Origin of the sequence: Streptomyces rugosispiralis, from assembly GCF_024505145.1 — a bacterium.
Classification (GTDB): domain Bacteria; phylum Actinomycetota; class Actinomycetes; order Streptomycetales; family Streptomycetaceae; genus Streptomyces; species Streptomyces rugosispiralis.
Genome location: NZ_JANIAA010000051.1, coordinates 1 through 20,710, shown reverse-complemented (window position 1 = coordinate 20,710; position 20,710 = coordinate 1). Strand labels below are relative to the sequence as shown.

At 71.1% G+C, this 20,710-nt stretch carries 18 protein-coding genes; 12 read left to right on the top strand and 6 right to left on the bottom strand.

Annotated elements, in window-relative coordinates:
• Positions 1 to 101 precede the first annotated feature (101 nt).
• Positions 102 to 1,055, top strand: a complete 954-nt coding sequence (locus NP777_RS41730) for a plasmid pRiA4b ORF-3 family protein (RefSeq protein WP_256655404.1) — start codon at positions 102 to 104, stop codon at positions 1,053 to 1,055.
• 128 nt (positions 1,056 to 1,183) lie between these two features.
• Here NP777_RS41730 and NP777_RS41725 read toward each other — a convergent pair whose 3' ends face one another.
• The gene (locus NP777_RS41725) at positions 1,184 to 3,865 is read right to left on the bottom strand and encodes an ATP/GTP-binding protein (RefSeq protein WP_256655452.1); all 2,682 of its coding nucleotides are present in this window, start codon (positions 3,863 to 3,865) and stop codon (positions 1,184 to 1,186) included.
• Between the two features lie 198 nt (positions 3,866 to 4,063).
• Between NP777_RS41725 and NP777_RS41720 the strand changes: the two genes are divergently transcribed.
• A complete protein-coding gene (locus NP777_RS41720; protein WP_256655403.1) occupies positions 4,064 to 4,339 on the top strand; it encodes a hypothetical protein in 276 nt (91 codons plus the stop codon).
• Here NP777_RS41720 and NP777_RS41715 read toward each other — a convergent pair.
• On the bottom strand, positions 4,303 to 6,114 hold the full coding sequence (locus tag NP777_RS41715; RefSeq protein ID WP_256655402.1) for a zeta toxin family protein: 1,812 nt from the start codon (positions 6,112 to 6,114) through the stop codon (positions 4,303 to 4,305). The two genes, NP777_RS41720 and NP777_RS41715, sit on opposite strands and share 37 nt — an antisense overlap.
• 137 nt (positions 6,115 to 6,251) lie before the next feature.
• Between NP777_RS41715 and NP777_RS41710 the strand changes: the two genes are divergently transcribed.
• Entirely contained in the window at positions 6,252 to 6,545 is a 294-nt protein-coding gene (locus NP777_RS41710; RefSeq protein ID WP_256655401.1) for a helix-turn-helix domain-containing protein, read from the top strand.
• 184 nt (positions 6,546 to 6,729) lie between these two features.
• Here NP777_RS41710 and NP777_RS41705 read toward each other — a convergent pair whose 3' ends face one another.
• The 4 genes from NP777_RS41705 to NP777_RS41690 all read right to left on the bottom strand — a co-directional run bounded on the left by NP777_RS41705 (position 6,730) and on the right by NP777_RS41690 (position 10,294).
• Positions 6,730 to 7,866 carry a hypothetical protein gene (locus tag NP777_RS41705; protein ID WP_256655400.1) on the bottom strand — a complete coding sequence of 379 codons (1,137 nt, stop codon included), beginning with the start codon at positions 7,864 to 7,866 and terminating at the stop codon, positions 6,730 to 6,732.
• Entirely contained in the window at positions 7,863 to 8,789 is a 927-nt protein-coding gene (locus NP777_RS41700; RefSeq protein WP_256655399.1) for a lactate/malate family dehydrogenase, read from the bottom strand. The genes NP777_RS41705 and NP777_RS41700 overlap by 4 nt, the downstream gene beginning before the upstream one ends.
• A complete protein-coding gene (locus NP777_RS41695; RefSeq protein ID WP_256655398.1) occupies positions 8,786 to 9,868 on the bottom strand; it encodes a phosphotransferase in 1,083 nt (360 codons plus the stop codon). The genes NP777_RS41700 and NP777_RS41695 overlap by 4 nt, the downstream gene beginning before the upstream one ends.
• Before the next feature lie 213 nt (positions 9,869 to 10,081).
• Positions 10,082 to 10,294: a hypothetical protein gene (locus tag NP777_RS41690; RefSeq protein WP_256655397.1), complete on the bottom strand. Its 213-nt coding sequence runs from the start codon at positions 10,292 to 10,294 to the stop codon at positions 10,082 to 10,084.
• A gap of 243 nt (positions 10,295 to 10,537) precedes the next feature.
• Here NP777_RS41690 and NP777_RS41685 point away from each other — a divergent pair, with 243 nt between their 5' ends.
• The 9 genes from NP777_RS41685 (at position 10,538) to NP777_RS41645 (ending at position 20,456) form a co-directional block, all read left to right on the top strand.
• Positions 10,538 to 11,866 carry a helix-turn-helix domain-containing protein gene (locus NP777_RS41685; RefSeq protein WP_256655396.1) on the top strand — a complete coding sequence of 443 codons (1,329 nt, stop codon included), beginning with the start codon at positions 10,538 to 10,540 and terminating at the stop codon, positions 11,864 to 11,866.
• A 459-nt stretch (positions 11,867 to 12,325) separates the two neighbouring features.
• Positions 12,326 to 12,619, top strand: a complete 294-nt coding sequence (locus NP777_RS41680; RefSeq protein ID WP_256655395.1) for a hypothetical protein — start codon at positions 12,326 to 12,328, stop codon at positions 12,617 to 12,619.
• 499 nt (positions 12,620 to 13,118) lie between these two features.
• Complete coding sequence (locus NP777_RS41675; RefSeq protein ID WP_256655394.1) at positions 13,119 to 15,263, top strand: zinc finger domain-containing protein; 2,145 nt, start codon at positions 13,119 to 13,121, stop codon at positions 15,261 to 15,263.
• Between the two features lie 187 nt (positions 15,264 to 15,450).
• Positions 15,451 to 16,638: a hypothetical protein gene (locus NP777_RS41670; RefSeq protein ID WP_256655393.1), complete on the top strand. Its 1,188-nt coding sequence runs from the start codon at positions 15,451 to 15,453 to the stop codon at positions 16,636 to 16,638.
• A gap of 132 nt (positions 16,639 to 16,770) precedes the next feature.
• Positions 16,771 to 17,502, top strand: a complete 732-nt coding sequence (locus NP777_RS41665; RefSeq protein ID WP_256655392.1) for a hypothetical protein — start codon at positions 16,771 to 16,773, stop codon at positions 17,500 to 17,502.
• A 615-nt stretch (positions 17,503 to 18,117) separates the two neighbouring features.
• The gene (locus NP777_RS41660; protein WP_256655391.1) at positions 18,118 to 18,852 is read left to right on the top strand and encodes a type II toxin-antitoxin system Phd/YefM family antitoxin; all 735 of its coding nucleotides are present in this window, start codon (positions 18,118 to 18,120) and stop codon (positions 18,850 to 18,852) included.
• A 5-nt stretch (positions 18,853 to 18,857) separates the two neighbouring features.
• Complete coding sequence (locus NP777_RS41655; protein ID WP_256655390.1) at positions 18,858 to 19,241, top strand: hypothetical protein; 384 nt, start codon at positions 18,858 to 18,860, stop codon at positions 19,239 to 19,241.
• Positions 19,238 to 19,684: a hypothetical protein gene (locus NP777_RS41650; protein WP_256655389.1), complete on the top strand. Its 447-nt coding sequence runs from the start codon at positions 19,238 to 19,240 to the stop codon at positions 19,682 to 19,684. The genes NP777_RS41655 and NP777_RS41650 overlap by 4 nt, the downstream gene beginning before the upstream one ends.
• 46 nt (positions 19,685 to 19,730) lie before the next feature.
• Positions 19,731 to 20,456, top strand: a complete 726-nt coding sequence (locus tag NP777_RS41645; RefSeq protein ID WP_256655388.1) for a hypothetical protein — start codon at positions 19,731 to 19,733, stop codon at positions 20,454 to 20,456.
• Positions 20,457 to 20,710: the final 254 nt, after the last annotated feature.

Genomic DNA, 20,710 nt, shown 5'->3' with positions numbered 1-20,710 from the left:
CGCCAGGGCAGCGCGCTGACCTGCGGAAGGAACACTTCATGGAACCGTCCTACGCGTGCGCGCGCGACGAGATGGGTCGGCGAGCCGCTACGGTGACGCCCGTGGAGACCGTGCACCAGCTGAGAGTGTCGATGCCGGACATCGAGCCCGTGGTGTGGCGGCGCATCCACATCTACTCGCACACCACGATGTACGGGCTGCACGCGGTCATCCAGGTCGCCATGGGCTGGGACGACGCCCATCTGTGGGAGTTCGGAGCACGCTGGGAGAGCTACGGCCACAACGGACGGGAAGCCTCCGCGTACACCGTGGCGCAGGTGCTGCCCGAGGTGGGCTCGGGCGCCGGGTACGTGTACGACTTCGGCGACCACTGGGTTCACCACCTCGAAGTCGAGAAGATCCACCGCCCCGCTCCGAACACCCGCTACCCGCGCTGCAGCGCCGGCCGCCGCGCCTGCCCGCCGGAGGACTGCGGCGGGCCGCTCGGCTACGAGCGCACCCTGCGGGCGATCCGGGCCCGCAAGGGAGCGAGGTACCGCGAGCTGCGCGAGTGGGGCCTGCACAAGTACAACCCGGCGCACTTCGACCGCGACGAGGTCAACCGGGCACTGGCCGACCCGCAGTCTGTCGGCTACTCCGAGCCCGCTCCCTGGCAGCGGAAGGTTCTCGACCTCTCCGCCTACCGGTACCCGGGCGAACCCACCACGGGTGGCAAAGGCGTTGACCACCACCCGGCCGAGCCGGAAGAGGAACCCGCCACGCCCGAGCCGGCCGCCGAAGTGGTCAACACGTTGACCACCGAGCCGCCGCCCAGCGTCACCGACGCAGTCGATGCCGTCCTGGACGCCCTCGACAAGGTCGATGAGGCCCGTGCCCGGCTCGGCGCAGCCCTGCGGGCGGAGCAGGCGAAGACCGGCGCCAGCGCCAACGCCCTCGCCGAGCGCGTCAGCGGCGCGATGTCCCGCCCCCTGGTTCTCAGGGCGCTCCGGCAGAAGGACGGGGTCCTGGCTAACGAGCAGCAGCCCCCCGGCACTCCGCAGCCCCGGGCGGAGTGACCACGACGGCGAAGAGTGTCTTCGTCGATAACTTGCTGCTCCCGCCCGGCCCTACGCCCCATCCCTCGGAACCTGAGCCGATGAACGCGGCACCTACCGCCAGGCGCTGGGCGCGGTGGCCAGGGATGTCACGGTGCTGTGCGCAGGTGGTCCCGGCGGGCGGTGACCAGGCCGTGCCATCGGGCGCGAGTCGGCTGTTCTCCATCCAGCCACCGTGCCTGTGAACCGTGCCCGGTGGGGAGGTCGAGGCCGCCCATGAAGTGGGCAATGGGGATGTAGTAGGCGTAGTCGCCGCTGCGGGTGATCTCGCGCAGCCGGGAGATCGTGGCGAGCAGTTGATCGTGGGTGCCGCGGACCGCGTAGTGGAAGGCCATGGCCAGCTCCAGGGTTGCCTCCACGGAAGCCAAGCCGGCGATGCTGATTTCGGTGCGCAGGATGGTGGCGCGGTCCTCCAAGTCGGCGGTGGTGCCGGCGTCACGGAGGAGCGCCGCGATCTGGGTGGTGAGGCCGGTGGCGCGCAGGTCGAGCCCGGACAGCAGCTGCTGGGCCAGCTCCAGTTCGTCGTCGGCAACGTCGGGATCGGTGAAGGCCAGGACGAAGGCGCGCTGCGCCTGGCAGGTAGCCCGCTCCCCGGCGACGCCGTGTTCTTCGGCCTCACCGCGGGCGGCCTCGTACGCGGTGGCCGCGCGGTGCATTTCAGCCTGGACCCACCACACATCGCCTTCGACACGGTGGTGACGGCCGCTCCAGCCGAGGGTGTGGGCGGTGGCCAGGGCGGTGGGGAAGTCGCCGGCGAGGCGGGCGAGGTGGGCCAGGCCGCGCCGGGCCGCGGGGGCGAGGCGGCCGTCGCCGTCGGCGACCAGCTGCATGCCGCGGCGGGAATCATCGGAGTGGCCGAGGTCGCGCTGGGCCTTGGCCTGGTAGTAGACGGCCATCTCGTGCAGGTCGGTGGGCAGCAGGCCGGAGTCGATGACCGCGGTGAGCCGGTCGAGGGTGCGCTCGCGGTGCTCGTGCTGCCGCCGACCGAGGGTGCTGAGGGTTTCGACCAGGGCGTCGGCCGCCGTCTCCAGCCCGGTGGCGGCCGGGCCGTTCGGGGCGGGAGGGGCGAGCGGTTCCCAGATCGAGTCGCTGACGTACGCCCAGGCCGCGCCCGCGAGCCAGTCGAGGCCGAGCCGGAAATCGCGGGCAAGGCGCAGACCCTGGCGCAGGCAGCCGATGAGCAGCAGCCGGTCCTGGGGGCTGGTGCTCCACTGCTCGCCCAGCGCGGCGAAGGCCCGCTCAGCGGCGCCTGCCCAGTCGTTCGGCGACCAGCGGTCGTCGGTTTGGTCGTCGGCGTTGCGGATGGTGGAGCGGATCAGCGCGTGGAGGTGGAAGGGCCACAGGCCGAACCGGTTCTCGCGGACGAAGGGGCGCTCGATCAGCCGCATGGCCGGTGCCTCGTGGGTCATGCCCGCGGCCCGGGTGGCCAGCGCCAGGTCGAAGGCGTCCAGGAGGCTGACGGATCGCAGGACGTGCCGCTCGTCGGGGGTGAGGTCGGACAGGGTGCGGGCGATCAAAGCCGGGAAGTCGTGGTCGAAGTCGGCCGGGGTCGGTGTGCGGCCGGAGCGGCGCAGTTCCAGGAACCGCATCACCGCCAGATCGAGGTACAGCGGCAGGCCGTGCGAGCGGCCGGTGATGACGCGGCGGATGTCGTCGCTGATGAGGGGCTGGCCGTCGCGGGCCAGACGGCGGGCGAGGTAGTCCTCGCAGTCCTCGGGGGAGAAGTCCCCGATCAGGACCTGCCGCGCGCGGCCGTCGGCGGACGAGGTGGTGTGCGTCGGCTCGAGGTCGTGGGTGGCCAGGCCGGGCCAGGCTGCGGGCCCGGTGAAATCGAGCTGGCCCTGGAGGGCTTCGTCGGCCCATTGCAGCCGGGAGCGGCCGGTGATGACGAAGACCGCGTTCGGCATGAGCCACACCACGCGCTGCAGCAGGCGCTCGAAATCGCGGTGGGTGCGGTCGCCGATGTCCTCGAAGGTATCCAGCAGGATCACCGGGGTGACCTGCTTGTCCGCCGGGAGACGGGCGAGCTCCCAGGACAGCAGATGCGGGTAGAAGGACAGCGCCTCCAGGTCCGGCTCCGCCTCCAGCAGGTCGGCGAGCCGTGCGCATCCGGCGAGGGCGCGGACGGTCTGCCGGCGCTCGCGCAGCGCGCGTACCAGGGAGCTGGTCACCTGGCCGACCGCGGAGCCGACGGTGCCCGGCAACAGCAGGGCCTGGGCGACGTCGGACAGCGCGGACTGCATCTGCTGCTGCCCGGCCTGGCCGAACCGGCCCGCGAGCCCGCCGCGGCGCAGGTACTCCTCCAGCGGCTCGCCGGGGTGGTTGTGCTCCCAGTACCGGCGCAGCGCGATGTCGACGGCGGGCAGCGGCCGGCCGAGTCCGGCCAGTGCGAGCCGGATGGTCAGTACCAGGCGCTCGAAGTCGGTTCCGGCCGAGCGGGCGAGGTCGATCCGTATGGGCAGGAAGCGTTCGTTTGACCAGGCGGGCTCGCCCCATTGGACGGGCCGGTGCTCGGCGCCGGTGAGAGCTGCTTCCAGCTTGCGGGAGAGGGTGGTCTTCCCGATGCCGCCGACCCCGTGAAAGACGATCACGTTGTCGCGGGCTGCTTCGAGGTCCTCCACGCTGAAGCCCGGATCGGCGATGCGCCGCAGGTGCTCCGCGAGCGCGGCCCCTACCAGGTCCCACTGTAGCTCGCGGTTGGTGAACGCCTCCGCCGCCGTCAGGCCGCGGTCGTTCGTGCTGAACAGCGCCCTGAGATCCCGACCCGACACGCCCACCCCCGAAACGATGATCACCTGGGCCCAACCTATGCCCGAACCAAGCCCCTTGGAGAAAGCATCCCCTGGATGCTGCGCAGGGCGCACGAGGCGCCAGCCTGCTCCCGGCCGCCTTGCGGCCCTGTCCCAGCGGAATCGGCCAAGGAGACAATGGCCGCCTCAAACCATGATCAGCACGAAGGTGGTAGCGCCATGTCCGACACCCCCAGCCCCGACTCCCCCCACCTGGAAGGAGGGGAGGAACAGCAGGCGCTGGACACCGTCCAGGAGGTGGTGAACTGGTACAACACACAGATCGTCACCGAACGCAGGAACCCGGTACCCGACGAAGAGCGGATCGAAAAGCTGAAGACCGACCGGCAGACCGTGCTGGAGGACCGGAAACGGCTGGAGACCGCCGACCCGAAGGAGACAGCCCAGATCGCTGCGCGCTACGCGGCCCGGCTGAAGGAGCTGACCGACTCGTAGCCCGCGGCCTTCCTCCTCGGCACGGGGAGAGGCCAGACGCGCGGGTGCGGACGGCTGATCCTCACCGGCTGCACCCGCGCGGGCATCAGCGGCCGGGCCAGCGCGGCGATGTCGTCCAGCTCACGGCGGTGCCGGGGCAGCGCCTTCCGCAGCGCCTGGTGCAGCGCGAGGAACCGGGTCGCCTCCGCTTCCGTGTACGGCCGCAGCTGCTCCGCTGCCAGCGCCCACGAAGCCCGCCGGGCACCGGAGGCCCGCTCCTGGCGCAGCAGCGCCTGACCGTCCCGGCGGATGATGGTCACGGCGGCTATGGCTGGGTGAGTCTGCGCAAGCTCGACGACGTCGGACAGAGCACGGAAGCAGGTGGTGTGCCCGGCCCGGGAGGTGAACCGGCCGTTGATCCCGATTTGCAGGGCACGGGCATACCGCAGCGCCGTCGCGAGTCGGCTGTCGGCCTCCCGCACCGCCAGGACCACCAGCTCGACGGGGTAGGCAGCGGTCGCGAACGGCAGTGCGCTGGCCAGGAACTCCTCCGTGCTGCCCGGGGCTCCCTCGATGAGCACGTCGCCGCGCCGCAGGCGTACGTACGCCTCGGCCTCGGCGAACCACGCGCGGTAGTCCGCCCGGATCGCCGCACCCGCGTTGCGGGGATCCTCGGTCAGCAGCCGCGAGTAGTCCGGATGCGATGCCTTGAAGTCGTCGCCCACCAGATGCGTCGTCCCTGGGCGCATGGCCCGCTTGACCATTCTGGCGGCCTTCAGCTTCCCCGCCCCGGGCTGCCCCAGCACGTACACCGCCCGCGGGTCATCTCGGCCGATGATGCCGCTCAGGTAGGACGGCGCGATGAGCTCGTCGAAGATCCACCGGTGCTCCTCGGCCGACAGCCGGTGATAGTCCACGCCCGGAGCCTGACGGCGGGGCTGTCCGATCCGGCGGACCGGCTCGGCGAGGGCGGCAGCACGTTCGGCATCCCGCTGGACAGCAAGGCGCCGGTCCTCTTCCAGTAGCTCGCGGTGCAGACGCTGGTCGGTCCGCGCGAGCTCGCGGCGGAAGACGGCCGTCTCCCGCGCGCTCCACCACCGCGTCCACTCGGCCGCCACCGCCTTGTCCGCGGCCAGCTTCTCTCCGGCCAACTGCCGGCGCCACATCCCGTCGACCAGCTCGTTGCTGTACAGCACCGTGCCATCCCGGCGTACGACGGTGATCCGGTCCGCCAGTTGCTCGGCCTCGATGACGGCCAGCGTCCGCGGCAGCTCCTTCGCGCAGGAGTCATGGTTCTCCCACGACACGTACCGGGGCTCGGTGAGGAAGCGGTCCAGGGTCCCGAGCTGGCTCAGGGCCTCCGGCGTCGCCACAGCCACCACCTCGAGGCGGGAGCCTGCCTGCCGGTAGGCGGCAGCAGACGTGCGGAAGCCGTCGGGGTCGGCCAGGGCCGACTCGACCACCGCGTCGATGCGCTGGGCGCGGACGTGGTCCTCCACAGCGGCCTGCCAGGCGCGTGTGTCGGGCCGGACCTGCACCCCGGCCGTGCGGACGTCGGCGGCCAGCAGCTCGGCGTAGCGGCGGTGCGCGGCCTTGTACAGGTCGCTGCCGATCCGCACCGCGCCGCCACGGCGGTTCAGCGCCGCCTGCACCAGGTCCGCGATGGCGGTCTTCCCGGCGCCCGGTTGACCGCCGACGATCACCACGGTCGGCCGGTCCTGGCGTACGGCTCCCTTCGTCCATGCCGGGAGGATCACCTGGTGCAGGACGTCGTGCCTCTCTTGTTCGGACAGCACGACCGAGTCGGTATCCGTTTCTGCAAGCACCGAGCCTCCCCGTCTTGTGGTCACTCCCCGGTGATCCTAAATCCAGGGATAACGGTAGCGCAAATTCAGGGCTAAATCCATGGTAGTGTTCAGGATGGAGGTGAAGTATGCCGACCGAAGATGAGCTGTTCGCGGCCGTGGATTCGCTCTTGGCAGGTGAACCGGAAATGCCGCCGCCCGCCGAGCGGGCCCGGCTGAGGGAGGCTGCCGGTGTCACACAGGCCCGGCTTGCCCAGGTGCTGCAGACGACAACGCAGACCGTGAAGAACTGGGAGAGCGGCCGGTCCGAACCGCGGCCGCCGCGGCGTCAGCCGTATCTGCGGCTGCTGGACGGATGGGCGGCCCAGTACCCCGCCCGGGACCAGACGCAGGCCCCGGTCCCCGACGACGGCCAGGAGTAGCGCCATCCGGCAAGGCCCTCATGTGGGACTCGCGCACGCGCGCGTATACGCAAAGGAGCCCCGGCAGCTGCGGATGGAGCGCAGCCGCCGGGGCTCCGACGTCGTCCCGGCCCACGGGGGATGGCACTGGACGACGTCCCCAGGGGAGGTCAGTCGACCCAGTATCGGCGGAGGGTCTGCCTGCTCACTGGACCCCCGCGAGCTTGGCCAGGAAGTCGGCATTGGCCTGGATGTCATGGCCGAGTACGACCTGATGGTGCGGGAGTGCTGCGAGCCGTTCGGCGACAGAGGCGCAGGCCAGGTCGTTGCCGCCGCCGTTGATGCCGCGGGCGAGGTGGAAGTGGTCCGGGTAGCGGTCTTCGGTGGAGCCGGTCATGAAGTCGTCCTCGGCGAGTGTCCGGTCGCCGTCGACCAGAGCCGGGGCAGCGGCGGGGTCGATGCGGGGGAAGAGCAGCGTTGCCGCGGTGCCGCTGGTCGCCAGCTCCATGCCGAACCAGGTGGAGAACTGGTCGGGGAACACCTGGACCTTGCGCTCCTTCTTCCCGCCGGGCTCCCACAGCGGCTCGCGGCGTCCGGCCAGCAGTGCGTCGGTGACGTCCTGGTGCTGTGTCGGGTGGAGCTGTTCTCCGGCCTGGAGCCGGTCGCGGACGACGTCGTACAGCCCGAGGGCGTCCAGGAGGCCGAGGCCGATGGCGGCCGCTGACGGCCACGGCAGGACACGCAGTTCGTCACCTACCGGTTTGATGAACACCCGGTCGTTGGCCAGCAGATCAAAGCCGTTCCGGGCGAGCAGCAGCGCTGTGGTGGTCTTGCCGGACCCCTTGGAGCCGAAGGTAAGCAGGGCCTTGCCGTCGCGGACGACGGCGGAGGCGTGCAGAAGCGTCCAGCCGTCCCACAGCAGGGTCGCGCGGACCATCTCCCGCGCGATCCGTGCGGCGGCCAGCGCCACCGGCTCGGGAGCGCAGCCGGAGATCGTCAGGCGCTCGGCCAGCGACTCGGAGCGGTAGGCCAGCCCTTCGTCGGGCGAGACGGCGCTGATGATGGTGCCCGTGCTGTCGCGGGTGAGGAGCAGCTTGGCCTTGGCGTAGGTGACCTCTTCGTGGGAGCAGGCGGCCAACCGTGTGGCCAGGTCGGCGTACTCCAGCTCGTCGACATCGGCGATGACCAGAGGCCCGCTGCAAAGGCTGTGGGCGGGGACCTCGAACGCGTTCCACCAGGGGCCGAAGTAGCGGCGGGACCAGTCGGTGATGAAGGGGGTGTTGCTCAGGACGGTCACGCTCGCGTCCGAGGCGTGGATCCGGGTTGCGGTGGGGGTCTTCACATCGTCTCCAGGTTGAGTGAGGTGGGCCGCCGCGCGGCCAGCGAGCTGTAGGCAGTCCGGAGTTTGACGGCAGCCGCAGCCAGTTGCCGGTCTTCGTCCGGGTCGAGAGCAGGCAGGCACGCTATGGGTTCTCCGGCGGTGAAGCGCAGGGGAATTCCCAGCCAGTCGCCGCGGTATTCAGCAGTCAGTTCCTCGGTGCCGTCGACCAGGCCGAGGGCTTTGCGCAGGGTGGACAGCACGGCTCCGGCCGGGCCGCAGCGGGTGCGGCCGATGCCGTGCCTGATCCGTCCGGGGCGGTCATGAAGGGCTGCGCCTACCTCCGGAAGAGGGACGGCGGCGGGCTGGCCGTTGACGGTGGTCGTCGAGGCGCACACCACGGCTCCGTCGCCGTGCTCGCCGATCACGTGGCCATGCACGGCGTCAGCGGGCACGGCCAGCAGCCGGGCCAGGGTGATGCGGTAGCGGGCGGAGTCGAGGTTGGAGCCGATCCCGAACACGCGCCGGCAGCCGGAGGTCTCGGCGAAGAGCCGGGTCATCAGGTCGACGGGGTTGGTGACCACCAGTACGGTCCCCTGGTAGCCGCGCAGCGCAGTCGCCAGGGCACGGATGACGGGGGCATTGGCGTCCGCACCGCCCATCCGGACTTCGGAGGTGCGGGTGTTGGCGAAGACCGCCCGCGCGGCGATGACGGTGGCCTGGCAGCTCACCAGCTCCGCCACCTGCCGGGCCTCGGAGCGCACCGGTGAAGCGGCGGCCTGACGCATGTCCTCCAGATCAGCGGCCAGCGCTGCGGCTTGGTCCAGGGTGCGGGAGGCGATCAGCAGGCGTTGGGAGAGCCCGGAGGCCACCAGCCCGGCGGCCACGGTCTGACCTACGGCCCCGGCCCCGATGACGCCGACCGTGACCACCGGTTCCGGCGTCATGCGGCGACCGCCTGAACCTGCCCGAGCGCGCTCTCCCACACTGCGCGCCCCTCGGCGCTGGCCATCAGTTCGGCGCTGATCCGCTCGGCCATCCGGCACACATCGACCGCCCGGCCGACGAGGGCGGCGCCCTGGCCGGGCAGAGGCAGCGCGGCGGGGGCCGACAGATACGTGGCGAGGATGTTGACGCTGTCCATCAGCCACAGCACCAGCAGCTCCCGCAGCCAGCCACGGCGGGCCTTGGTAGGCAGCAGTGCCATCCGCGCGGCGACGAAGGCACCGACGCCGTCCACGGCGTGCTGGGCGGTCACGGCGCCGGGCCGGGCGGTGGCCAGCAGCAGCACGGTGCGGCTGAGCAGCTTCGCCACGTCCACCGCCGTCCCGGCGAGCAGCAGCCCCGGATCAATGAACACCGGCCGCCCGCTGGTGCCCTCGGGGAAGACCACATGCTCGGGCTTGAGATCGCCGTAGGCCAGCACACGCCGACGGGCATGGGGCAGCACCGTGGCCCGCAGCCGGTACAGCCGGGCCACCACGTGCCGCAGCAGCTCGACCACCTCTTCCCGTTCGCCGGCCGGGCACCGGTCGACTCCGAGCCGGTCCACGTAGGTACGGCCGCTGATCCCGTTGAACTTGCGGCCAAAGGTGCCCGCGATGCTGCGCTCACCGATAACCCCGCCGGGGGCGAGCAGCTGGACGGCGGACGGACGGTGAAGCTGGACCAGCTCGCCGAATGCGCCACCCAACAGGTCTGCCGCTTCCACCGGCCGGCGCAGAAGCAGGTCCGCCAGAGTCGGGCCGGGCACGGACTCGGTGAACAGCACACCGCGCCGCAGCCCGGCCACCCCGCAGACCCGGGGACGGCCCACCTGGCCCAGCAGCCGCAGCTGCGCGGCCTCCCGCTCCAGCAGCGAGCCGGAACCCCGCACATACTCCTGCTGGGCCTTCAGAACCTCCGGCCAGGGGCCGCAGACTCCCCGCAGGAGCGAGACCAGCGACACCCCCAAGAACCCGTACTTGGCATACAGGACGCGCCCGTCCACGCGGATGCGGCGCACGTAGCCGGTGACACTCGGCACGTGGATCCCTGGATCGATAGCAGCCCGCGGCCACAGAGCGGCGGCCGCTGCGCCGATCTCGTGGTCGGCAAAGGCGAACACCTCGGCAACGGGAACGGGGCCGGGCCTGGGCGATGTGCTCACAACAGTGGTGCTCACGTACGCCTCCAACAGCAATTGAGTGAGACCGCCCCCGACGCGGACCGATAGACATCCCGGGCCGGGGGCGGCGGTCTACGGCGCTCCGGACGGCGGTACGTCCGCAATCTGCGCCACCGGTATCGCGGGAAGCTGCGGCAGGGAGCTGTCCTCCACCGCCATCCACAGCAGCGCGACGGCCGGTACGTGCGCGGCTATCCAGATGGTCTGCCAAGCCGTGTCGAGACGGCCTGGGGCGCGGTGACGACCGGGGCCAGACCGGAGCACGGGGACGGACAACTGGGTCACGGCCGCTTCATCTCCCGGAGCGAGGGGCGGCACGACCGTCCGGCGTTACGGGGAACGACGCCATAGGACGGCCATGCCGCGTCACGGTCGCGCGAGGAAACCGGGACGCTGCCCGGCCCTGCCGCGCGAGGACCTGCTCAGTGAAGCCGGGCGCAGGCCACGGCAATAACCCCTCGCTGGGGCCCCCACGATGGGTAACGTCGTGGGTGACACTTCGTCACAAATCGAGACCCGGGGGCTGTCGTGGACTTACCGCCGTCACCAGCGCAGATTCCGCGCGGTCTGCTGTCCGACCCGGTGTTCGTCCGAGCTCTCGCCGACCGCGACTTCGCCACGGTCCTCGCCACGACACACGGGTCCGGCATCAGCTTCAACCGGATCAGCGAAGCTTGCGGCATCAAGGCCGATCGCATCTCCAAGGTCGCTCGCGGCGAGGCGACGGTGACCGCGCTCGACACCATCGAGCGGATCGCGGATGGACTGCGGATTCCCGGTGCCTTCCTGGGCCTTGCTCAGCGACCCTGGGAACACACCTCCCCGACGCCCAGCACGGAATCCGACGATGGAGACGATCCGATGAAACGCCGCCACATCCTGCGGGGCGCGCTGGCTGCCGGACTCACCGGCCCCGCGCTCACCGCGCTGACCAGCACCCGGCAGTCGCTGGATCAGGCGCTCGCCGCCGAGACCCCGGCCGACCTGTCCGATCTGGAAGCCGCCGCCGAGACCTACGGCTACGGCTACGGCGGCCAGCCGCCCACGCGGGTCCTGGCCGACCTGGTGACCGACTTCGCGGGGATCCGGTCGCTGCTCCACACCCCGCAGCCGGTCACCACCCGGACCCGGCTGTGCCGCGCCGCCGGACAGATGGCGGGCATGGCCGCGATCGTGCTCCACGACCTCGGGGCCCGCAAGGAAGCCCGCGGCTGGTTCGCCACCGCCGGCCGGGCCGCCCGAGAATCCGGTGACCGACAGCTGTGCGCCTGGGTGCTGGCCCGCGAGGCGATGGTCCCCTTGAACTACGGCGCTCCCCGGGCAGCGGCCAGCCTCGCCGAAGAGGCCCGCCACGTCGCCGGCAGCCGCCCGACTGCCGCGGCCACTCTGGCGGCCGCTGTCGCCGCCCGCGCTTACGCCCTCTCCCACAAGCCCGACCAGGCTCGGGAAGCACTCACCGCCGCCGACCAGTTCATGGAGCGACTCGACGGCAGCGAACGGGCGGACACCTGGCTGACCCACGGCGATCAGAAGCATCATGTACACCTGAGCCACGCGTTCACCGCCCTCGGCGACACCCACCGGGCCCGGGAGAGCCAGGAACAGGCACTGAAGCTGTCGGCACCGACCAGCAGCATGACGCGCACGCTGCTGAAGATCGATGGTGCCGCCTGCGCCCACCACGACGGCGACACCGAGCAGGCATGCCACCGCGCAACAGCCGCCCTGACCGCTCTCCCCGCCGACTACCGCACCGGGTTGGTCCGCAAGCGCGCCATGGACCTGTACCGCTCGATCCCCGCCCAGCACCACCAGGAGAACGCCATGCGCGAGCTGCGGAACATCCTGGCCATGTGACCGGCCGCCAAGCCCCTGTCACAGAATCCGGCCGGCGACGTTCCTCCACGGTGACGATGCGAACGACGCTGTGCCCCGCATGTCTCCCGTCCGGCGGGAAGCCGACCCAAGAAGTACCCCCACACCCTGGGACGCCACCTGACGTGCAGAAACTCGTGTCACCGAACCTGCAACGATTCGACGCTCCGCTCCGTTCTCACTCGCATGAAAGAACGTCATGACACAACGCGCGGTGCATCGAGCATGACCCGATCGGGTGAACTCGTCCCGGAGCCAAAGGCGTTCCACAGGGCCCGGGGGACACCAACACTTCACCCTGGAATGCCCCGGAACATCCAGATGCGCCGTCACTTCCCGCGTCACAGACGCCCGGAAGATAAACCTCCGCCCCACGAGAAATCCGGCGACACACCGACCATCCGTAGTGAAAGCGCGCGAGAGTATGGGAAGATCGGCGGCATGCCATCGAAGATCGGTAAGAACGGGAAGCTGGTGCCGTCCGGCCCGCTGCGTGGTCGCGCGCAGACCGGCCGACCGGTGTCTTACGACCCCAAATCCGGTCAGAACTGGCGTACGGGCGTAGTGATCGTCCCGGATATGGCGGAGAAGGCCATCAAAGCCGCAGGCGCCGCCGGGCTGTCCTTCGCGGGATTGGTCAACGAACTGATCAAGCGCATGCCCGTCGATGAGAACGGCCGCCCTGTGTGGGCGGACGAACTCGACGAACAGAAGGCGCTCCCCCTCACCGGGTAGCGCCTTCGAAAGACCGTCGCAGGGCGCCAAAACGCCCCGGCCAAAACCACCGGGGCGGCGCCCTTCCGACGTCCAGGGGTCCAGCTCACTCCCCAGCGAGCCGAATCCCGAATTGTTTTGCCTGTCACAGCAACACCCCCAGAGGTGAGTCGACTCCCCAGCCGACAAACCCAGTCCCGAAGCGCCTACCCAGCGCTCTTGGCCCAGAGGTTCCGGGCTTTCCCAACCCGGCCCCTCGCACCAAAGGAGAGGAGGTGAAACAAGCCCCACAGACGCTTTCCACGGCGACTGTCGGGCGGTGGTGCCCTGACCACACACGTTCGCCGGGTTAGGAGCCCTGCCCCTTTGAGCGACCTGGTTGGCCGCGCACGGAGCCCTCCGCCGCTATGGCGAGAGGGGACTTCGGCGTTCGTATGGAGTTAGGAGCCCTTCCATCGTAGCGGACCGCTACGGTGCCGGACAGCTCATGCCCGCCCCCGGAGTGTCCGGGGAACCGGGCGTGCACAGCCCGTCATCTGCCCCGATTCACAATCCTCATACCGGTGTTCTGCCCCACCCCCGGGCCGCGCGCGCGGACCTGCAGGAGCTGTTCCTGCAGCTGTCCCCGCGGCTGTCGGTGCGCGTCGACACCAAGAACTCTTCGGGCCAGTGGCAGCACAAGTACATCGAGCGCTCCATGCACTCCCTGTCGGACCGGGCCCCGCGCGGCCCGTATGCCATCTACCTGTCGAGCTTCTTCCGCGGCTTCCGCTGGATCTGCTTCGACCTCGACACCAAGCGTGGCGACGTCGGCCCCGACCTCGCAACTCTGCTGCGCTGGTTGGAGGAGGCCGGGCTGACCTACGTGGTCGCCGCCTCCGGGTCCGCCGGCGGACGGCACGTATGGGTGACCGCCGAGACGCTGCTGGACGCGAGGCTGGTCGAGTCCATCGCCGTGGCCGCCGCGAAGCGCCTGCCCACGCTCGACTACGGCCTGCTCAAGTCCCGTACGGGCGCGGTCCGTCCCATCGGTGCCCCGCACCGCAACGGAGGCCGCAGCGAGCTGCTGAGCCCGTTGAGCCAGCGACGGGCCGCCCAGCTGCTCACCCCGGCCACCTGCGGCAACCCGTCGGACGCGTTCGTGCGGCTGCTGCTCGTCATCGACGCCGTCCCGGCCGCCGAGGACATCCGCCCCAAGCTGGTCGGCCGCGACAACTTCGGCCAGATCATCGACGACGACGGCCCCCGGCTGGCCGGCACCCCGAAGACCGTCCTCGACCGCGAGACGATGGCGCTGCTGACCCGCCGTCCGCCCGCCGACCGGGTCAGCGAGGTGTGCGCCTCCGTGCTCACCAGGCTGGCCCTGCGCCGCTGGTCGCAGCCGATGGTCGAGCGGCTGCTGGAGGACCGCCAGTACCGCGAGGGCGGGCTGCTGCACCTGTGCACCTCGCCCGGTGTGGGCCCGCTGCGCGTCATGCTCGACCAGGCCGAGGCGGAGGAGAAGTTCGAGCGCCAGTGGGCGCGGTGCGTGGCGTACGCGGCCAAGCTCCCGATCCCGCAGGAGTCGCTGGAGTGGACCGAGAACCTCGCCGACGTCGTCGCCCTGGTCGAGCAGCTGCAGCAGGCCGCCGACGCCTGCCCGGAGCGCTGGACGAGCGAGTCCGGGCCCGCCGATCGCGCTGCGCTGGACGTGTTCTGTCTGCTCGCCCTGCAGTCCGGCAGCACCGTGCTGAGCCTGGACGCCCGACGGGCCGCCCTCGCCGCTGGCTACGGCCGCTCGACCATGAGCCGGGCGTTCCGGGACCGCCTGAGCCCCGACGGCTGGCTGGCACGAGCCGAGAACAACGGCCCCGCGAACACCTACGAGCTGCTCCCCATCACCGCTTCGCACCCTGCTTTCACCCTCGTTGCACGGGGTGGGACACAAAGGAACCTGCCCCCCCAAGGGGCAGACCGCCCCACCCTCATTTCCCGCCTGGAAAAGCGCCTCGCCGCAGGTCAGGCAGACCTGTTCGCCTACGGCCGCGCCACCGCGAACCACGCCGGCGGGCTGGGTCACCACGCTGGACGTGTCTACCAGCAGCTGATCCTGCACGCCGACCGTGCCCTCAGCCTCACCGAGCTATGCGGGCGGACCGGATACAGCGCCCGCACCGTCTCCAAGCACCTGGGACGGATGCAGAACCTGCTGGTCGCCACACGCGCGGTGATGACAGTTCACCACGAGTGCCCCACCTGCGAGGCCGTGCCCGGGGAACGCTGCCGCACGGCCGCAGGAGCCGTTCTCCGCCGCCGTGGAGCCGACCAGCACGCAGCCCGCCAGACCCTCGCGGCCGAGCGCTCCAGCACCCCGTACTACCGTGCACGGCCCGGAGCCCTGGTTGCCGCGGCGAAGGCCCTGGGCTGCCACGGTGTCACGGCCAGCCGTGCACGCCGGTACGCCGTCGAGATCGAGCTGTACCGGTGGTGGTGCCAGGAGGAGGAGTGGATGCGCGCCCCGAAGGCCGGCATCCGTACAGGCGTCCAGACGCATCCCGAGCAGGCCGCCCTGGTGCTCACCACGCTGGCCCGTCAGCCCCGCCGCCGCTACCCGCGCACCGCCGACGGCCGGGGCGACCACGCCGCTGCTAGGGCCCGCATCGAGCGCCGTATCGCCACCGCCTGACACCACGGCAAGGCCGTGACCCTCCCCGGCTGCTGCCGGGTTATTGCCGATCTTCGGATGACCCCCACCACAGGGCTTGTTATTGGCCGGATCAGGTTCCAGCCAATCCATGTCAACCGGTTGACGTTCACATAACGCGCCGTCAACCTGTTTACATCAGAGCCCACTCAGCGACGAGGAGAACAGGATGAGCAACGAGGCCGTGTCCGTCCCGCAGATCGAGGTGGCCACCTACCGGGCGCCCCGGGTCACCATCACCCCCGTGACCGAGGTGATCCCCTCCGAACCCGTGGTCGGCGCCCACGCCCCCGGGTCCTACCAGCACGTCCTGCTGCACACCGGCACGGGCGAGCTGTCCTGGCACGAGAGCACCGAGCACCGGGAGCCCTGGAACCCGCGCTGGAGGGCCGTCAACGACGTGCCGCGCGAGACCTGGAAGCGCTGGCACCCGGGCGAGCTCTTCCTGCCCGGGTCGGGCCCGCGCATGTGGGCCGAGCCGGTCCCCGAGCTGCTGTGCTGGACCGTCGACTCCGGCTTCACCGGGCACCCGTACCTCGATGTCGAGGCCGCCAATGCGCTGCTGGAGCTGGTGAAGCCGTACGCCCAGGAACTGCTGGACGGCTTCTTCGAGGCCGGGGGTGAGCTGGACTGGTCGGCCGCTTCCGCGCACGCCGGCCGTCAGCTGTGCCGCCTGACCTCCCGCCACCGTGAGGCCGCTCAGCGCGAGGTCGACGCCGACCTGGTCAACTACGCCGAGATCGTCGAGCGGTTCCCCCAGGTCTACCGCCCGGAGCTGCTGGGGCTGTCCCTGGACAAGCTGGCCCGCGAGTGCGAGACCCACACCCTCGGCCTCGGTTCCGAGCACTGGCACCCGGAGATCAAGAAGGTCTTCGGCACCCCCTACCGTGACGGCAGCGGCGTACGCCTGCAGGTGACGGGTGTGCGGTCCTGGTACCGGACCGTTCTGCTGCACGGCGACCCCCGGCCAGCGCGCGACTTCCGCGACTGGGACGCCGAGCATGGCCGCCTGGCCACCAGCGGCATCACCTCCGAGACCGCCGACACCGTCCTGGACGCCTGGATCGAGTACGAGGAGTGGCGCGCCGCACAGCAGGGTGCACGCCTGTTCGGCACCAGGGACGCCGTCTACAGTCACCGGGACCGGCTGCGTGAACAGGACTGGGACCGCCTCGCCGTGGTCGGCGCCGAGTGCGCCCGACTGGAGCAGTACCTCGCCGAGCGCCGACAGCTGGTCGCCCGCGCGATCGACTGGGGCCACGGCGACTCCGACATCGCCGGACGCGCCCGCATCTCACGGCAGGCCGTGCACAAGATGCGCGACAAGACCGGCACCCAAGACCCCAAGCAGGCATGAGCCCGGACCCAAACACCGCAGTGGCCGGAGCCATTGGAGCTGGCTCCGGCCACCGTTCCCTCTCCCGGAAGGACCAGATGAGCACCTCGCACGCCGCCGCCCTCCGTGACGAGCACGACCAGGAGCACACCCATGCCTGACCTGCACATGAGCCCCGAGGTGCGCGCCCTGCTCGGGCCCGAGGGCCTCGCCCGTGCCGCCGAGGTGTCCCTGACCGACGGGCAGTGCGTCACCTGCCGCCAGCCGCTGGACGGCACGGTGAACATGGTGGTGCGCACCAACGGCAGCTTCACCCACGTCGTCTACGTCCACGACCGGTGCGGACCCTCCGAAGTCATCCCGATGGGGCCGGACTTCGCCCCGGCTGCGCCAGCCGACGGCTACGACATGACGATGACCGCCGCTGTCCTGGACCACGGCGGCGCCGACCTGCCGGTCCTGGTCGCCGAGACTGTCGGCAAGGCGTACATCGTCCAGGACGGGCCCGGAGAGCTGACCAACGTGGTCGCCAGCCACCTGCTGGGCCAGGGCTTCCACCTGGTCTCCCGGCTGCGCCAGGCCCCGCCCCAGGTCCCCGAGTGGGTCGGCGTGCTGCTGCTGGGCCACGGCCCGGCCGGTGAGGACGGCCTGCTGGTCCTCGACCCCGAGGGAGGCAAGTTCTACGCCGGGTCCGTCGACCTGCCCGACGGGTGGCTCACCCAGGCCGCCCGTTACGGCTGGGCCATCTTCTACGTCGGCAACGTCGGACTGACCGCCCCGCGCCAGGACGCCCGGACCACCGTGAAGGCCCTGCGCACCGCCGCCCAGGCCGGGCAGCTGGTTGGCGCCCGCATCGCCGTCGGCACCCCGCCAGCCGGGGCGTAGCCGAGCCGCCGTACAGGATGGGGCTGGACCAATTGGTCCAGCCCCATCGCGCTGCACAAGCAGGATTTTGCGCGTTTCGAGCGCTCTCTACGCGCGCGTACGCGTCGGGACATCGCACCGGCTGCGGCCGACACGGGGCGCGGGCCCAGGCAGACGCCTCCGGCGGGCCCTTCCTCCGAGGGGGTGGGGACAGCATTCCCAGCTGCAGACCGGTAGGGGGTGGAGCGGGTGGTGGGGCGCGGTGACCTCCCTCGCCGACCGGGCCCCAGAGGGTGCCACAGAACCCCGGGGCCCTCCGAGGACGCCTACGGCGCCCGCAAGCGGGTCGCGCAAGCGCGATCCTCTCCGTACCCCGGGAACCTGCGGCAGCGCTGCGCGCGCCCGCCCGACGAGGGAGCCCCCCGCTCAGGCCCAGGTCATGGTGCGGGACCGGCACCTCCCGGCCAGCCACGGTCCCCGAGCACGGTCCCCGACGGATCGTCACGGGGACCGTCCCCGCGACGACGTCTCAGCAGGACCTTCCCCGAGCACGCTCCCCAGCGGACAGATGTCTCCCAGGGGACCGGTTTCCGCGAATGTGTACCCTTGGTACACGCAATGCGGTACCATTGGTACATGACCGCAGTTGAGTACGAGCACCCGATCCGCAAGGTCCGCGACGAGATCGCCACCGTCGTCGACCGCGCCAAGGACGGCGGTGCCATCACGTACGTCACCCGCAACGGCGAGCGCGTCGCCGCCGTCGTCCCCCTCCCCGTCGCCGAGCAGGGCACCCGCCCCGCAGGCCGCACCGCCCTCGACTCCCGGGGCGAGCCACTGAGGCCGGCACCGGCCGCGCCCGGCGGGCGCTTCACCTGGGACGCTGGCGGGCCGACACCGCAGGAGGTCGAGTGGACGCGGGCCGGGCTGGAAGCCCTGCATGCGCAGCTGACCACGGCGACCGCCGAGTCCGTCGCCCTGCTCGGCATCGTCGGCCAGGCCCTCGCCGCCGTCAGCGACCGGCACATGGGCACCGTCGAGGAGCTGCTCGACTCCATCGGGCCCCGCCTCGCGGTCCCGGAGGGCGCGTTGTCCGATGCCGTCGAGCTGTACGACGAGCTGACCCGCCCGGACGACGCCCTGTGCGTCACCTGCCGCGAGCCCATCGGCACCTTCTACGGCCACGAGGGTTGGCAGCACTACCGCATGGCAGTCAACGAGCACGGCATCAACGCCACCCAGATCTACGAGGCCGAGGACAAGCACACCCCCGAGCCCACCTACGTCCCGCGCACCCGCCGCGCGTTCGCCGACGGCCGCGTGGTCCGCCCGTACGACAACCCCGCCGCACCGGCCGCCGAGGAGGAGTAGCCGTCGTGGTCTGGTTCGTGGGCATCGTCCTCTTACTCGCCCTGCTCGCCGCGCTGCTGGCCCCGCGGCTGCACCGTCTTGAGCAGGAACGCCGGCAGCGCCAGGGGGACGAGCACTACCGCAAGCTGCTGCAGGCCGCCGCCGACCACGCCATCACCACCGCCGTGCGCGCCCGCCTCGCCGAACCCGTGGTCGACCTGCACATCACCGTCCCGATGCGCGTCAGCGTCGGCGATGTCACCGCCCGCGCCCACGAGGACTTCGCACTGGAGGTCCCCCGGGACCACGCCGCGGCGATGCTCCGCCACCGCCTCGAATTCCGCGGCCACGCCCGCTGGCCTGACCTGATCACCGACGCATTCGACGACGAGGAGGACCCGACCCCATGAACATCCGTCAGCTGTTGCGCCGCTGTACGCCCACGCCTGCCGTCCCGTCCGTTCACGACACCTCTGACGCCTCCACCGTGACCATCACCGACCGTTTGGACGTGCTGCGTCCCGACGGCAGCACCTGGGACCTGTGCCTGGGGCACGGCCACGAGTGCCAGACCGTGGCGCAGGTGCTGAACTGCCTGGTGTGGGAGAACCTCGCGTCCATCCCGCCCGCGGACCTGTACGGCCTCCAAGTTGAGCCGCTTCGCATCGTCCTGCCCGGCGTCGAGTCCTTCGTGGCCGTCTTCTACGGCCCGGACGAGGAATTCCGCAGTGGGCGCACGCTCGACGAGAGCGGCCTGCCGCTGTGCTGGCGCGCGGTCGCCGAAGCGGCCGGCGCGTCCGCCGCCGATGCGGAGTCCATCGGCTGCCCCTCCTGCCAGCACCCGCAGAGCTGACTGAGCCGTTCCTCAACCCGCCCGCCACCACCCCGGAGTGACCCTCATGGCCGACACCGCACTGCGGCTGCTGCCCGCCCACGAGTCCTTCCTCGCCGACTTCTTCGACCTGGAAAAGCCGCTGCTCATCTGGCTCGACCAGACCACCCGCGACGCCCGCGACGGAGCGGACGACGTCTACGAACTTCCCGCCAGCCTCGACGGCGAGGCCGCCCACGAAGCATGGGGCCGGATCTTCGCCGCCCTGCCCGAGGGACTGCGCGACGAGCGGCGCACGCTGCTCACCGGCGAGGAGCACGCGACCGGCAACACGGTGCTGGGCACCGACGGCTACGAGTACACCCCCCTGTACGCCGCGCCCATCGAGGCGGCCGATGTCGAGGTCCTGGTCGCGCTGCTCGACCACTTCCGCAAGGCCGTCGCCCGCGAGAGCGGCTACGCCGACCTGCACAGCCTGCTCGTCCACGCCGGCGAGCAGTACGGCAACGAGGGCGCCGACCGCGTGCCGGAGACCGCCGAGCAGGTCGTGAACCGCCTCGCCCGCGTCGTGGCCGTCCTGCAGCTGCAGGACGACGACGCCCAGGCGCTGCTCGCGGCCGTCACCGCAGCCGGGCTCGACCGGCGGATCGTGCTGACCGAGGAGCAGGAGCAGGCCGCCCGCCGCCACTTCGACCGCGTCATCACCGCCGTCACCGAGGGCAAGCCGCCCGTCGAGCGTGCCCTCGCCCGGTTCGTGGAGTTCGGCGACACCGGCCGCCCCGCCACCAGCTGACCGCCCGCCAGGACCGGGCGCAGGCGCACTGACGCCATGTCGGTGCGCAGCGCTACGGTCCCGGTACAGGCAGCAACAGCCCGACTCGAGGGGGAGTTCAATGACCACCGCATCAGGCCGACGCCGCGACGCCGGAGGCAGTGCCAGGCGGGAATCCGACCGCCGGCGGGCAGCGGAACGGATCGCGCAGCACCAGCGCGCCAGGGTGGCGCTGCCCGTCACTCTCGCCGCCGCCGCTGTCCTCGGCACCACTA

Coding starts and splice junctions, on each gene's coding strand:
- NP777_RS41720 (WP_256655403.1), top strand. CDS start 4,064: ATGTCCGACACCCCCAGCCCCGACTCCCCCCACCTGGAAGGAGGGGAG.
- NP777_RS41710 (WP_256655401.1), top strand. CDS start 6,252: ATGCCGACCGAAGATGAGCTGTTCGCGGCCGTGGATTCGCTCTTGGCA.
- NP777_RS41700 (WP_256655399.1), bottom strand. CDS start 8,789: ATGACGCCGGAACCGGTGGTCACGGTCGGCGTCATCGGGGCCGGGGCC.
- NP777_RS41680 (WP_256655395.1), top strand. CDS start 12,326: ATGCCATCGAAGATCGGTAAGAACGGGAAGCTGGTGCCGTCCGGCCCG.
- NP777_RS41670 (WP_256655393.1), top strand. CDS start 15,451: ATGAGCAACGAGGCCGTGTCCGTCCCGCAGATCGAGGTGGCCACCTAC.
- NP777_RS41665 (WP_256655392.1), top strand. CDS start 16,771: ATGCCTGACCTGCACATGAGCCCCGAGGTGCGCGCCCTGCTCGGGCCC.
- NP777_RS41660 (WP_256655391.1), top strand. CDS start 18,118: ATGACCGCAGTTGAGTACGAGCACCCGATCCGCAAGGTCCGCGACGAG.
- NP777_RS41650 (WP_256655389.1), top strand. CDS start 19,238: ATGAACATCCGTCAGCTGTTGCGCCGCTGTACGCCCACGCCTGCCGTC.
- NP777_RS41645 (WP_256655388.1), top strand. CDS start 19,731: ATGGCCGACACCGCACTGCGGCTGCTGCCCGCCCACGAGTCCTTCCTC.